At 42.2% G+C, this 14,144-nt stretch carries 15 protein-coding genes, 1 tRNA gene and 1 other RNA gene; 11 read left to right on the plus strand and 6 right to left on the minus strand.

The features are described from left to right. Nucleotides 1–30: 30 nt before the first annotated feature. Nucleotides 31–213 (minus strand): hypothetical protein, encoded by a 183-nt coding sequence (locus ODU34_RS05760; protein WP_105178886.1) that lies wholly within the window; start codon nucleotides 211–213, stop codon nucleotides 31–33. 111 nt (nucleotides 214–324) lie between these two features. Here ODU34_RS05760 and ODU34_RS05765 point away from each other — a divergent pair, with 111 nt between their 5' ends. Continuing rightward, nucleotides 325–849: a hypothetical protein gene (locus ODU34_RS05765; protein ID WP_105178885.1), complete on the plus strand. Its 525-nt coding sequence runs from the start codon at nucleotides 325–327 to the stop codon at nucleotides 847–849. Nucleotides 850–902: 53 nt separating this feature from the next. Here the strand turns inward: ODU34_RS05765 and ODU34_RS05770 are convergent, their stop codons facing one another. Next, nucleotides 903–1,817 carry an SH3 domain-containing protein gene (locus ODU34_RS05770; RefSeq protein WP_053866789.1) on the minus strand — a complete coding sequence of 305 codons (915 nt, stop codon included), beginning with the start codon at nucleotides 1,815–1,817 and terminating at the stop codon, nucleotides 903–905. 179 nt (nucleotides 1,818–1,996) lie between these two features. Further along, complete coding sequence (gene argS / locus ODU34_RS05775; RefSeq protein ID WP_044675503.1) at nucleotides 1,997–3,685, minus strand: arginine--tRNA ligase; 1,689 nt, start codon at nucleotides 3,683–3,685, stop codon at nucleotides 1,997–1,999. Between the two features lie 106 nt (nucleotides 3,686–3,791). On the opposite strand from argS, the gene argR reads away from it, so the two are divergent. The 10 genes from argR to nrdG all read left to right on the plus strand — a co-directional run bounded on the left by argR (nucleotide 3,792) and on the right by nrdG (nucleotide 12,297). Then, nucleotides 3,792–4,232, plus strand: a complete 441-nt coding sequence (gene argR, locus ODU34_RS05780; RefSeq protein WP_002937036.1) for an arginine repressor — start codon at nucleotides 3,792–3,794, stop codon at nucleotides 4,230–4,232. A gap of 14 nt (nucleotides 4,233–4,246) precedes the next feature. Continuing rightward, nucleotides 4,247–6,787, plus strand: coding sequence for a DNA mismatch repair protein MutS (mutS, locus tag ODU34_RS05785; protein ID WP_105178884.1), 2,541 nt, complete (start codon nucleotides 4,247–4,249; stop codon nucleotides 6,785–6,787). A 287-nt stretch (nucleotides 6,788–7,074) separates the two neighbouring features. Beyond that, nucleotides 7,075–7,518, plus strand: coding sequence for a LytTR family DNA-binding domain-containing protein (locus ODU34_RS05790; protein ID WP_105178883.1), 444 nt, complete (start codon nucleotides 7,075–7,077; stop codon nucleotides 7,516–7,518). After that, the gene (locus ODU34_RS05795; RefSeq protein WP_105178882.1) at nucleotides 7,515–7,955 is read left to right on the plus strand and encodes a DUF3021 domain-containing protein; all 441 of its coding nucleotides are present in this window, start codon (nucleotides 7,515–7,517) and stop codon (nucleotides 7,953–7,955) included. The genes ODU34_RS05790 and ODU34_RS05795 overlap by 4 nt, the downstream gene beginning before the upstream one ends. A gap of 33 nt (nucleotides 7,956–7,988) precedes the next feature. Then, nucleotides 7,989–8,162: a hypothetical protein gene (locus ODU34_RS05800; protein WP_169051013.1), complete on the plus strand. Its 174-nt coding sequence runs from the start codon at nucleotides 7,989–7,991 to the stop codon at nucleotides 8,160–8,162. A gap of 140 nt (nucleotides 8,163–8,302) precedes the next feature. Beyond that, on the plus strand, nucleotides 8,303–10,474 hold the full coding sequence (gene nrdD, locus ODU34_RS05805) for an anaerobic ribonucleoside-triphosphate reductase (RefSeq protein WP_105178880.1): 2,172 nt from the start codon (nucleotides 8,303–8,305) through the stop codon (nucleotides 10,472–10,474). A 91-nt stretch (nucleotides 10,475–10,565) separates the two neighbouring features. Next, a complete protein-coding gene (locus tag ODU34_RS05810; protein ID WP_002939130.1) occupies nucleotides 10,566–10,700 on the plus strand; it encodes a hypothetical protein in 135 nt (44 codons plus the stop codon). Between the two features lie 150 nt (nucleotides 10,701–10,850). Beyond that, nucleotides 10,851–11,057, plus strand: coding sequence for a metallophosphoesterase (locus tag ODU34_RS05815; protein ID WP_105138864.1), 207 nt, complete (start codon nucleotides 10,851–10,853; stop codon nucleotides 11,055–11,057). Nucleotide 11,058: 1 nt separating this feature from the next. Next, entirely contained in the window at nucleotides 11,059–11,553 is a 495-nt protein-coding gene (locus tag ODU34_RS05820) for a GNAT family N-acetyltransferase (protein WP_105138863.1), read from the plus strand. Between the two features lie 186 nt (nucleotides 11,554–11,739). Then, nucleotides 11,740–12,297 (plus strand): anaerobic ribonucleoside-triphosphate reductase activating protein, encoded by a 558-nt coding sequence (gene nrdG / locus ODU34_RS05825; RefSeq protein WP_002939123.1) that lies wholly within the window; start codon nucleotides 11,740–11,742, stop codon nucleotides 12,295–12,297. Between the two features lie 197 nt (nucleotides 12,298–12,494). Here nrdG and ODU34_RS05830 read toward each other — a convergent pair whose 3' ends face one another. The 3 genes from ODU34_RS05830 to ssrS all read right to left on the minus strand — a co-directional run bounded on the left by ODU34_RS05830 (nucleotide 12,495) and on the right by ssrS (nucleotide 14,093). Then, the gene (locus tag ODU34_RS05830; RefSeq protein WP_105138862.1) at nucleotides 12,495–13,340 is read right to left on the minus strand and encodes a hypothetical protein; all 846 of its coding nucleotides are present in this window, start codon (nucleotides 13,338–13,340) and stop codon (nucleotides 12,495–12,497) included. A gap of 478 nt (nucleotides 13,341–13,818) precedes the next feature. Continuing rightward, a tRNA-Lys gene (locus ODU34_RS05835) sits at nucleotides 13,819–13,891 on the minus strand. An 8-nt stretch (nucleotides 13,892–13,899) separates the two neighbouring features. Continuing rightward, a non-coding RNA gene (gene ssrS, locus ODU34_RS05840) (6S RNA) lies at nucleotides 13,900–14,093 on the minus strand. Nucleotides 14,094–14,144 lie beyond the last annotated feature (51 nt).

Here is a 14,144-nt window from a genome sequence, read left to right on the forward strand (position 1 = left end):
CTCTAAGCAGCTAACTTAGAGGAGTCTTTGTTATCTCTGTTGTCGGACATAGAGCCAGTAGCGAATCCAGTAGTAGATGGTGTAGAGTAGGCAGGCTACGATAGTCCAAATGAAAAATGTATTCAGCACTTTAGCAAGACTTGGCAATAACCAGTTAATCAGTAGAGTGATTACAAAAATAATCACTCCGATATAGGTGGGCAATTTCTTCATGAGCTTTCCTCCTTTGAACTTAGTATAACAAAATTATATTTGCAGTCAAATGAAATATATGATTGACAATATAAAAATATGAGTATAAAATATAGAAAAAAGGAGGCTATTATGAAAAGACCAATTCATTTGTATATCTTTGTTGTGCTGTCATCTATTGCGAGCGTATTGCGTGTCTTTAATGTGTTTTTTGCGAAGTACGATGAGGCAGCTGTGCGTCAATTGTTGCAGAATTTTAATGTAGAGGGGCTTGATGAGGTATATTTTACCTATATGAGAGAGTCTGTCAATTTCCAAACGAATCTTGTCAATAAGGCATTTGCAGTTGTGTTATTACTTGCTGTGATTGCGACGATTGTACTGCTTTTCCTCAAGAAAAATGAGCAGGCTTCTTATGCCTACCTGGGTTATCTTTTTGTAACTCTCTTATTTTCGACCTATGCTTTTATTGGTGAGAAAGGGTTGAGTCAAATTTATACTGATTCAGTTATGCGTCAGTCAGTAGAGGCGCAGGCAATGATGAATTATATTATTCGAGTTGTCCTATTTGCTATCTATTTTGGGGTAACTATTTTCTTCCATCTGCGTAAACCGAAAGAAAAACCGAGCACAGCTATTAATTCGACAGATATTTAATGAAAAAGCACAGTCTAAAAAGATTGTGCTTTTAAATATTGTCTTTTTTGTGATCAGGAGATGGCGATGTAGCGTCGGGCACCTGAGTAACTGATATAGCTAATCCATGTGCGACCTTCGGCAGTAATAACTTTATCATAGCGAACGACTGAGCCAGCTCCGTAGAAGGTGATTTCAGGACTGGACAGACTTGGATTGTTGCGGACACTAGAGTAGGACTGGATGGTGTAGCTTCCTGATGCTGGTAGGCTGTTGTTTGTAGATTGAGTAATGGTAGGTTGGATAGCGATATAGCGCCGAGCTCCAGAATAGCTGATATAGCTAATCCATTGTTGTCCGTCGGCTTCAAGAACCTTGTCGTAGCGGACGCTTTCGCCAGCATAATAGTAATCGAGGGTAGGGCTAGATAGACTAGCTTGAGATTTGATGGCCAGTTGGCTGGTAAAAGTATAGGTGCCGCTTGGGGCTAAGGCGGGTTGAGAGTTGGTTGTTCCCGCTCCGAGGTCTTTAAAATGAATGTAGCCGCTAACGGCATTTTTGGGGATAACTCGCCTTCCGTAGGTATAGCGAACGCCGTAGTTGTATTCCTCAATCTCTACGGTATCTCCATTTACTGCAGAAACCCATGCGACATGCATGGGAGTTTCCCACCAGGCAACGGCGCCGACAGTAGGTGTCATGTTAACTTGATAACCTTCTTGTTTGGCACGATGGCCCCAAACATTGGCATCACCATAGGCAGGTGGTAATGTAAAACCGTTCACTGTGCTAAGTCGAAAGGCTACAAAGGAGGTGCACTGGCGTGTGTAGAGTCTCCATGGATCGACTGCATCAATTGCTGTGTAGGGATAGTCATCTCCTCGCGCATTGGCTGAGGCTGAAGGTGGGGATTGTAAATTGATACCGACAATAAAAATGGCGGCTAGAAGCTGACAGGCGATTCCTTTTCTTCTCAAGAATGTTTTCATTATTTCTCCTTATGTAGTAGATGTAGAGGTATCACGTGTACCTCCCATCTATATATTCGTAATTGAAATGAATCTTTTTGATTTTCATTTGGAATAAGGAGTTGTTGTGATAAGGAATCGGAAACGATAGTAGGCAATGTGGTAGAAAAAAAGCCTCGGCTGATGGCCGAAAGCTTTGATTACATTTTTTCTGGTGCTTTTACGCCGAGAAGACGTAGAGCTTCTTTGAGGACAAGTCCTGTCGCGTAGGCAAGTGCTAGACGGCTGTCACGCTCTGGGCTTTCATCCAAGATACGCGTGTGTGCGTAGTACTTGTTGAAGGCTTGAGCCAGGTTGATAGCATATTTAGCAATGAGGGATGGGTCAAATTTATCACCAGCACGTTCTACAACGTTTGAGAAGTTTTGGATGTGCTTGATGATGTCCCAGCTTTCTGCATCAGCCAGTTTGTAGTCATTTTCTGCGCTTGGTACAAAGTTGGCTTTGCGCAGGATAGACTGGATGCGGGCGTATGCGTATTGTACATAAGGACCTGTTTCGCCTTCGAAGGAAACCATAGCTTCTAGGTCGAAGTCGTAGCCGTTGTCACGGTCGGTTTTGAGGTCGTAGAACTTAACAGCGCCTACACCAACTGCATGTGCCACTTCTTCCTTGTTTTCAAGGTCAGGGTTTTTAGCTTCGATTTGAGTAAGGGCGCGTGAAATAGCTTCATCTAGAGTTGGCTCGAGTAGGATAATATTTCCTTTACGAGTAGAGAGTTTTTTCTTATCCTTGGTAACCAGACCGAAGGTGATATGGGTCATATCGTCGCTCCAGTCGAAATCCATTTCTTTCAAGACAGCCTTGAGCTGTTTGAAGTGGTTGATTTGCTCCTGACCAACAACATAGATGCTTTTCACAAAGTCGTAAGTGCGTTTGCGGTACATAGCTGTTGCCATGTCACGTGTGATGTAAAGTGTTGCACCGTCTGTTTTCATGATGAGGGCTGGTGGAAGATTGTAGCTTTCAAGGTCAACGATTCTCGCACCTTTAGATTCTTGAAGAAGTCCTTTTTCTTCTAAGATTTGGATGCCTTCGTCCATCTTATCATTGTAGAAAGCTTCGCCATTATAGCTATCGAAAGTTACATCAAGTTTGTCGTAAATGCGGTTGAATTCGACCAAGCTTTCATCACGGAACCATTGCCATAGCTCGTGAGCTTCTGGATCGCCATCTTCCAATTTTTTGAACCATTGACGTGCTTCGTCGTCCAACTCAGGCTTTTCTTCCGCTTCAGCGTTGATACGCACATAGAGTTTGAGGAGTTCTGAAATTGGGTCTGCTTCGACCGCAGCCTTGTCACCCCAAAGTTTGTAGGCAACAATCAACATACCGAACTGTTTACCCCAGTCCCCCAAGTGGTTGATGCGGATTGGCTTGTAGCCAAGCTTTTCGTGGATGTTAGCAAGGGCATCACCGATAACGGTTGAGCGCAAATGTCCAACTGAGAATGGTTTAGCAATGTTTGGGCTAGACATGTCGATGGTTACATTGCGTCCTTGACCAATGTTGAGTTTACCGTATTGGTCTTTTTCAGTAATAACATCTGTCAAGACTTGGTGGGAGATAGCAGCCTTGTCCAAGAAGAAGTTGACGTAAGGACCGGTTGCAACAACGTTCTCAAAACCAGTTGTATCGAGTTTTTCAACGATGTCCGCTGCGATAGCCTGTGGAGCCTTGCGTTCCACTTTAGCAAGTGAGAAGGCTGGGAAGGCAATATCGCCCATTTCTGATGATTTTGGTTTTTCTAGCAGATTGTAGATAGCTTCCACTTCCAAACTCGGAAGGATGGCAGCCAATCTTTCTGCAATCACTTGTTTTTGATTCATATAGGATTTCCTCCAAAGTTATTGATTCTATTTTAACACATTTCTAGGCTAATAGCGGGGAAAAGTGTTATAATATTTCTATAAATATACATTTTGAGGTAAAATGATGAATAAAGCAGGACGACATGATTTAATAAAGGCCATGATTCGTCAAGAAAAAATAGGGCGACAAACGGATATTCAGCAAGGTTTAGAGGCTCGAGGGGTAGTGGTAACCCAGACAACCTTGTCTCGTGATTTACGTGAGTTGGGAGTGATAAAAATTCATGAAAATGGGCGTTCATTTTATTCCTTAGCTATCGAAGAAGAGCGTGTGAATTTTATCCAATTATTGGCACAATATGCGTATAAAGTAGATAGGGCTAGTTTTATTCTGGTCCTTCATTCAGAACTGGGAGAAGCGGCCTTGATGGCTAATATCATTGATGCAGAAAAGCCAGAGACCATTTTGGGAACGCTGGCGGGAGCTAATACACTTTTAGTTATTTGTCGAGATGATGTGGCGGCTCAGCAAGTTGAAGCGGAGATTAACTACTATTTGAATTAGAACAGGGAGAGATGATGGCAACAGAAAAAATTTCTCCGGGAATGCAGCAGTATCTGGACATAAAAGCACAGTATCCAGATGCTTTTTTGCTTTTCCGTATGGGAGACTTTTATGAGTTATTTTATGAAGATGCGGTAGAAGCGGCACAGATTTTGGAATTGTCCTTGACCAGTCGGAATAAGAATGCGGAGAATCCGATTCCTATGGCGGGGGTACCGTATCACGCGGCACAACAGTATATCGACACACTTGTTGAATTAGGGCATAAGGTCGCTATTGCTGAGCAGATGGAAGATCCTAAGCAGGCAGTCGGCGTGGTCAAGCGGGAAGTAGTGCAGGTCATTACTCCTGGTACGGTAACAGACTCGTCCAAAATGGGAGCAGACAGTAACTATTTGGTTGCGATTGACCGTCAGGGAGTGCAGTTCGCACTTTCTTATATGGATGTGTCAACAGGTCAGTTTTTTGTGACTAGTCTAGATGATTTTACCAGTCTTTGCGGTGAAATCCGCAATTTACGGGCACGTGAATTGGTCATCGGCTATGCTCTGTCGGAGGAAGAGGAGCAGGTTTTCTCGAATCAGATGAACTTGTTGCTCTCTTTTGAAGATGAGGTGACGGAGGATGTTCAGCTGATTGACAACTCGCTGACGGACTTGGAAAAGGCTGCGGCGGGTAAACTCCTCAGCTACCTTCATCGGACTCAGATGCGAGATCTGAGCCACTTGCAAAAGGTGGTCCATTATGAAATCAAGGACTATCTGCAAATGGACTATGCAACCAAGTCCAGTCTGGACCTGCTTGAAAACGGTCGGACAGGCAAGAAGCACGGTAGTTTGTACTGGTTGCTAGACGAAACCAAGACAGCAATGGGCATGCGACTATTGCGGACATGGATTGATCGTCCCTTGATTGACCTTAAGCGGATTGAGAATCGTCAGGCTGTCGTCCAGGTTTTTCTGGATTACTTCTTTGAACGGAGTGACTTGGTCGAGGCTTTAAAAGGTGTCTATGACATCGAACGCTTGGCCAGTCGGGTGTCTTTTGGAAAAACCATGCCCAAGGATCTCTTGCAGCTCTCCCAGACTTTGGGAAATATCCCAGCAATCAAGAATATCTTGCTACAAATCAATGAGCCTGCTCTAGGCAATCTGGTAGCTGGATTGGACCCAATTCCAGAACTGCATGCTCTCATCAGCTCTGCTATTGACCCAGATGCCCAAGGGACCATCACAGATGGAAACATCATCCGTACGGGCTTTGACGAAACGCTGGATCAGTACCGTCTGGTCATGCGTGAGGGAGCGGGTTGGATTGCGGAGATTGAGGCCAAGGAGCGTGAAGCATCTGGTATCAATAATCTCAAGATTGATTACAATAAAAAAGACGGCTACTATTTCCATGTGACCAATTCCAATCTGGGCAATGTGCCTAGTCATTTCTTCCGTAAGGCGACCTTGAAAAACTCGGAGCGCTATGGAACGGAAGAGTTGGCTAAGATCGAAGGGCAGATGTTGGAGGCGCGTGATAAGTCTGCTAATTTGGAGTACGAGATTTTCATGCGGATTCGCCAAGAGGTTGAGAAATATATCGGTCGCTTGCAGAAGTTAGCTCGGACCATTGCAACCATCGATGTTTTGCAGGCCTTTGCAGTTGTGGCGGAGCAGCAACATTTGGTTTGTCCACGCTTTACAGATCAAAGAGAACTGACCATTGACCGTGGTCGTCATGCGGTGGTGGAGAAGGTCATGGGCAAGCAGACCTATATTCCCAACTCTATTCACTTGAATACCGATACGCATATGCAACTGATTACTGGTCCAAACATGAGTGGTAAGTCTACCTATATGCGGCAGTTGGCGGTTATTGTCATTCTGGCACAGATGGGTTCTTATGTGCCTGCGGATCAGGCTGCATTGCCGATTTTCGATGCTATTTTCACTCGTATTGGGGCGGCAGACGACTTGGTCAGCGGTCAATCTACCTTTATGGTTGAGATGATGGAGGCCAATAAGGCGGTCCGTCTGGCGACAGATCGTTCGCTCATCCTCTTTGACGAACTTGGACGGGGAACGGCCACCTATGATGGTATGGCTCTGGCCCAGTCTATCATCGAGTACATCCACGACAAGATTGGTGCCAAGACTCTCTTTGCCACCCACTACCATGAGTTGACAGACCTTAGCCAGACCTTGGAACACTTAGAGAATGTCCATGTATCGACCTGGGAGAAGGACGGCCAAGTCACCTTCCTCCACAAGATTGCACAAGGCCCAGCTGACAAGTCCTATGGGATTCATGTGGCTAAGATTGCGGGAATGCCAGAGGAGCTATTGCAGCGGGCGGATAGGATTTTGCAGACACTTGAAAACCAAGCCCCTACTGCACCAACTCACCCAGCTCCGTCAGTTGTGGAAGAGCCGTCTGGTCAAATCGACCTCTTCGCAGACACGCCTTCTCACCCAGTCCTCGATGAACTGGCAAAACTGGACATCTACAATATGACCCCAATGGAAGTCATGATGGCAGTTGCGGAGTTGAAGAAAAAACTATAATATAGTCATTTAGTTTGCTTTATTACTTCGTTAACTCACTTTGCCGTACTCCAGTTATGTCTACGGTTGTTGATGCGAACTTTGTTCGCTTTATTTCCAACCTCCAACTATCTCCCAGATAGTTGGAGCGAGTACTAAAAGCAAACTAAAAGACTATACATTGAAAGTCAGGACAGTTGTTCTGGCTTTTTTGCCGTTTAGCTTAGGAATATGACCACATAGTCAAAAGCCCTTGAAACCACTAGAAAAATGGTGTTTAATAAGGACAGAAAGAAAAAGGAGAAAAAATGAAAGTAAAACTAGCTATTTCACCGGAGATTTTGGAAGACTTGGTAACCATTGAGGCTCAAGCTATGTCTGAGCAGATTACTCACTTGGTGGCCTATGTTCAAAACCTAGACAAGCAGACTTCCAGATTGACAGTCAAAAAAGGGGAGCAGGTTTATCTTTTGGAGCATGATGAGATTGTTAGGCTCTACTTGGAAGACAAAATCTTACAGGTGGAAACGGTGGGAGATTCCTTTACTTCCAACCTACGCTTGTATCAGGTTAAGGAGGAACTGCCTGCTAACTTTTTGCAGATTTCCCAGTCGGAAATCATTCACATCAAGCAATTGGAACACCTCAAGTTGACAGCCAATGGTCTGGTCAAACTGGTCATGAAAAACGGCTCTGTCACTTACTCGTCCCGTCGTTATCTCAAGCTCATCAAAGAAAGGTTAGGACTATGAAAAAATACATCTTATCAGCCAGTTTAGGCGTTACAATCGGCAGTTTGATTTCAATCGTCATGGCGGGTTTCTTTGGCGAAGGCTATTATTTGCCAGTTAATCCACATTCAACCATGGGGGCTTACTACCTAAGCAATTTTAATCAGGTAACCGTTATGCTCATCTGTGTGCTGATTTGGGCGGCAATCGGTCTCTTGTTTCAGCTGGCAGACAAGATTTTTAAACAGGATTGGAGCCTTTTGAGAATGTCAACAACGCATTTTTGCATAACAGCTTTAGGTTTCACACCACTGGGCGTTGTAGCTGGCTGGTTTCCACTCAATCTTGGCTCTTTGCTCTTCTTCTGGCTGATCTTTGTCTTGGTCTACGCTTTGCTATTTTTCCTAAACTATCGGAAAATGGAGCGGCAGATTAAGGACATCAACGGTCGTTTGTAGTATAATAGCACTATCATTTAATTGGAGTGTCTTATGAAAATTATTTTGACGATTGTCTATAGTTTAGGGGTAGTGTGGAATACTCTCTATATTGCCTATAATGTCGGTAAACTTCCTTTGTTAAGTTTGCTTTGGCCTGCTGTGATTTTAGTGGCCTGTGCTATTAACCTGTACTTTTTATGGACTAGAAAACAAGAGTCAGAATAGGCTCTTGTTTTTAGTTATTTTAGAATATGAACTATATATTGTGTAAAAAAAAGAAAATTAACTTTTTGTATACTAGATATTGATTTTTATTTTGTGAAGTGCTACACTAATAGAAGTGAAGAATTTTGGAGGTTTGTCAGATGAATGTGCAAGAAAATGTCTTACCGAGTATAGAATTATTGGTTTTGAAACGTGATGGACGGACAGTATCCTTTGACCAGGATAAGATTTTTTCTGCTCTTCGGCGGGCAAACCAAGAATTAGAACATCCTGTTTCAGAGGCAGGGTTAAAAATTGTATTAGAAGCTGTTTTGGCTGAAATTGGTCGCCGATTTGAGAAAGATGTTCAAATTTACGAAATTCAAACGGTCGTTGAACAGGAATTGTTAAAGGCTCATTTATATGATTTGGCAGAGCTTTATATTCAATACCGAACACGCCGTGATTTTCGCCGTCATCAGGCTACCGATATTAATTTTGAGATCCATAAGCTGTTGAGCAAGGATCAGTCTGTGGTCAATGAAAACGCTAATAAAGATGCGGATGTGTTCAACACTCAACGGGACCTGACAGCAGGTATTGTCGGCAAGTCTATCGGTCTCAAATTATTGCCAGCTCATGTGGCTAATGCCCATCAAAAGGGGGACATCCATTATCACGACTTGGATTACAGCCCTTATACACCAATGACGAACTGTTGTTTGATTGATTTTAAAGGGATGTTGGCACAGGGCTTCAAGATAGGAAATGCGGATGTAGAAAGTCCAAAATCAATTCAAACAGCTACGGCTCAGATTTCACAAATCATTGCCAATGTGGCCTCTAGTCAATATGGTGGTTGCTCAGCTGACCGTATCGATGAAGTTTTGGCGCCCTATGCGGAACTCAATTACCAAAAGCATTTGAAAGATGCCAAGGATTGGGTGTTAGCAGACAAGCAAGAAGAATATGCGCGTGCTAAAACGCAAAAAGACATCTATGACGCTATGCAGTCTTTGGAGTATGAAATCAATACCCTTTTTACTTCCAATGGACAAACACCCTTTACCTCACTCGGTTTTGGGTTAGGGACATCGTGGTTTGAGAGAGAAATTCAAAAAGCGATTTTGAACATTCGTATCAAGGGTCTGGGGCGCGAAGGTCGGACAGCTATCTTTCCTAAGTTGATTTTCACAGTTAAGCGTGGATTGAACTTGGAGCCAGATTCTCCAAACTATGACATCAAGCAATTGGCGATTGAATGTGCAACCAAGCGTATGTATCCAGATATGCTTTCTTATGACAAGATTGTTGAGTTGACAGGTTCCTTCAAGGTGCCAATGGGCTGCCGCTCTTTCCTTCAAGGTTGGAAGGATGAAAATGGGCAGGATGTGACATCTGGTCGTATGAACCTAGGTGTCGTGACCGTCAATTTGCCACGGATTGCCATGGAGTCTGCAGGAGATATGGATAAGTTCTGGGAAATTTTTGCAGAACGCATGGCCATTGCCAAGGATGCTCTGGTCTACCGAGTGGAACGAGTGAAGGAAGCAATTCCAGCCAATGCTCCAATTCTCTATCAATACGGGGCATTCGGCAAACGCTTGGCTAAGACAGACGCAGTAGATGAAGTCTTTAAAAATCGTCGAGCAACCGTATCTTTGGGCTACATTGGTTTGTATGAAGTTGCGACAGTATTTTACGGTGGCGAATGGGAGACCAACCCAGAGGCAAAAGATTTCACGGTGGATATTATCAAGAAAATGAAAACCTTGGTTGAAGATTGGTCGGATGAATATGGTTATCATTTCTCAGTTTATTCGACACCATCTGAAAGCCTGACAGACCGCTTCTGCCGTATGGATATAGAGAAATTTGGCATTGTAAAGGACATTACGGATAAAGAATATTACACTAACAGTTTCCATTATGATGTACGTAAAAATCCAACACCATTTGAAAAACTGGATTTTGAGAAAATTTATCCTGCTGTAGGTGCCAGCGGTGGCTTTATCCACTACTGTGAATACCCTGTGCTGCAACAAAATCCAAAGGCCTTGGAAGCAGTTTGGGACTATGCCTATGACCGTGTAGGTTACTTGGGGACCAATACTCCGATTGACCATTGTTACGCTTGCGATTTTGAAGGTGATTTTGAGCCTACGGAGCGTGGTTTCAAGTGTCCAAGTTGCGGAAATAGTGATCCTAAATTGGTAGATGTTGTTAAACGAACTTGTGGGTATCTAGGCAATCCACAGGCACGTCCGATGGTAAAAGGTCGTCACAAGGAAATTTCGGCGCGTGTGAAACACATGAATGGGTCGAGCTTATAAGTAATAAACAGACTATGTAGAGCTTCCACAGTTCCAGTTAGCTGTGGAAGTTTATTATAAACGAACAAGAGATAAAAAGGAGGAGAAAACAATGGGAAAATATCAACTAGACGATAAGGGGAAGGCCCTGGTGACACGCTATCATGAGAAGAATTCTAATGTGAAGCAGGATAAAAAAGCGCGTGTGCAGGAATTGCTCAAACAAGCAAAAAACAAGAAAAAATAGTATGGACTATACAGATATTAGTATTCTCCATACCAATGATATGCATTCCTACATGGAGAATTTTCCAAAGAAGGCACAGCTGATTGCGAACATTCGGGATGGTAATGAGAAAAAGGGGATTCTGACCTACAGACCGGTCTCCACCCTCAGATGTGGGGCATTGTTCCAGGCGGTGAGGGTTTTATGGTCAATGGCAGAGCAGTCGAGCTAGACAAGGTCTATCAGATTGTGACCAACTCTTTTGTTTGGAGCGGCAAGGACAACTATGATGATTTCCACAAGGCAGAAATTGTGCAGGACTTGGGACTGGATATTGACATTATCAGCGAATTTTTCAAGAGACAATACGGAGGCTAGAATGGAACTAAGAAGACCAACTGTGGCGGATAAGGAAACGATTTTGGATATGTTGGCCGAGTTTGAAGCGGCAGACTCTGCTATGGACGGAGGTTTTATCTCTAGGGATGTCGACTTTGAAGACTGGATTTTGAGAAACCAAGATTATGAGGCAGGTCTCAATCTACCAGACGGTTTTGTTCCTTCCATTCAATATGTATCATTTGACCAAACAGGTCGAGCCCTTGGTTTTCTCAGTCTACGCCTACGGCTCAACGATTTCCTGCTCAATAAAGGCGGTCACATCGGATATTCCGTTCGCCCGACCGAGCGAGGAAAGGGCTATGCCAAGGAACAACTTCGACTTGGTTTGCAGAAGGCGGCTAGTAAAAATATCGCCAAGGTCCTCGTGACCTGCTCGGCAGACAATCAAGCCAGTCGCCGCACGATTGTGGCTTGTGGTGGGGTTTTGGAAGATGTTCGAGACGGGGTAGAAAGATACTGGATTGAGGATTAATGGGAGTGACAAACTACTGAATCAAAACAGGAAAGGAATTGAGATTGGTTCTGCACTAGGCTTGCTGGGATCAATCCGAGCTAAAGCATTGGAAGTACCATTTATGGATAAAAACAGTCTGTGTACTGGTAAAACGGAATTCATCCAAACGATCAGATTTCATTTGCTTATGCTCAGGTATTTGAAATGAATAATCCTAAACCACAAGAATGGAAGAGCGAGGAACTTAGTCAAGGGCGAATAATGGACTACAAAGCCTTTAACTTTGTGGATGGAGAAGGAGTCCGTTGCTCTCTATATGTTAGTGGCTGTCTGTTTCACTGTGAGGGCTGCTACAATGTTGCAACCTGGTCTTTTAAAGCTGGGATTCCCTATACCAAGGAGCTTGAAGACCGCATTTTAGCAGACTTGGGTCAGCCCTATGTGCAGGGCCTAACCCTCTTGGGTGGCGAGCCTTTTCTGAACACAGGCACGGTCCTCCCACTCGTAAAGCGAATTCGGAAAGAACTGCCAGAAAAGGATATTTGGTCTTGGACAGGCTACACATGGGAAGAAATGATGTTAGAAACTCCGGATAAGTTAGAGTTACTATCCTATTTAGATATTCTAGTTGACGGCCGCTATGACCGTACCAAGCGCAATCTCATGTTGCAATTTCGAGGCTCATCGAATCAACGCATCATCGATGTACAGAAATCATTACAGGAAAAACGAGTTGTCCTGTGGGATAAGTTAAAAAAATAGAGGTTAGCATAGACTTAAATTTCACCTCAAATATTGAGATAATCTGTATTATAAAACGCATAAAATCATATTGCTAAAAACATTGATTTTATGCGTCTTTCTATTTTTTGAGCTTTTATCTAGCCTCTATTTTTGAATAAATTTTGATTCTATAGCTTGTGTAGTGGGTAATTTCACAACAGAGATTATGGAGCTTTTTAGTGAATCAAAAAGTTTGTGAGTAGTCCTGCCATGGTTCCAGCAATAATATCTTTTATCATGCTGTTGTTTAGAAGACTCTGGTTTTTAGAAACAGTATCTTGAAATTTATCATTATTTTTTTCCTTGCTTGCCTCTAACAATTGAGTGAAAACGGAAAGAATTCCTTCAGACAGGATGTATTGATTTTCAGATATGATATTTTGTAAGCTTAAACTAATATCATCCCATGGAATATCATTGATATTTGTGTCTACATTTTTTGAGTTATTTATGATGTTTGAATTTGATATTGCATCTCCGTTATGGGCTGTTGTATTATTATTTCCTAAGACATTATTATCCCCTGAAACATTTGTTTGTGTACTTCCTGATTTAAAGACAGTTTGATTTTCGATTTTTTCATTTTTAATATCAATTAAAAAATTGTTCTGCAGTGAGCTATCAAATGATTTTGTAACAGCATTGAAAACCTGATTGCGAAACTGGCTATTTTTAAAAAAGAGGTAGTAGTTTTTACTGGAACCCAAGTTAAAAATAATGTAATATTTGTCTTTTAAATGCTTTTTATATTTGGAATAGACTATGAAACCGTACAACGTTAATAACAATACACCAATGAATGGTGGGATTAGGCTGATAAAGAATAGTACTATTAAGATAATGTAATCCATCAACGTAACTGGGGATTGCAATTCACTTTTGTAGAGCATGGAAATATTATTAATTTGTATGCAATTGTTTCTCGTTAAAATTGTGTTGTTTTTTATTGACAATTCATCGGTTTCGATTGTGTAGTTTTTATCGGAGTTTAGGCTTTTTAATTTTTCTAATAGTTCATTCATAATTATTCTCCTTCATATAAACTTATTATGTTAAATTAGACTAAATGTTGTGCTCGTTTGTTTTGCTTATTCATATTGATATTACATGCTTATCCAAGTCTGGTGCATCAGATAGCTTGCGCTAGATTAGTTTAGCGAATACCTACATAAAAAGAAAAACACATTTATTATACCTGTAAATGTTCAAAAAGTCAAACCGCAATAAACAAACGCGCAACGTTATTGTTAGGTAAAATGTAACAAATTCATCGCTATTCTAGAGTTTATGGCTTAAGCAGTCGGTACAATCCTTATACATATGACTGATGGCTTTGTCCTGATTATTCGTTATGAAGGAAATAGAAGTTGAGAATCATGATGAAATTCGTAGATTGGTGACTTTTAATGAAGAAAAGTTTAAAAAATGAAGCGTAGAACAAATCCACTCCAAAAATGAGAAAAAGCCTTGATAAATCAAGACTTTCCTCATATCAACCAATCCTCCCTGTAGGGATCGAACCTACGACCCACGGATTAAGAGTCCGCTGCTCTGCCAGCTGAGCTAAGGAAGGTAAAAAATAAAAATGCTGTATTGGTACCGGTTATCCATGGATTGTATTGATCCCGCACGCTAAAAGCAGGTGGGTGACGCGTTTCTAACTTAGTTGCTTCTGGGTGTGCCAGCTTGCATACTGTCAGAGGATCTTTGTCTCCCTAGTAATACAAAAATAGTCGGTCAACACATAGGTATGAATTCGTATACCACAGCAGTTCTTATTTATGATTTAATAATACCACTTTTTTTTGAAAAATCAAGAGAAAAAT

The organism is Streptococcus sp. 2018WUSS126 (assembly GCF_044427425.1).
Lineage (GTDB): Bacteria > Bacillota > Bacilli > Lactobacillales > Streptococcaceae > Streptococcus > Streptococcus hashimotonensis.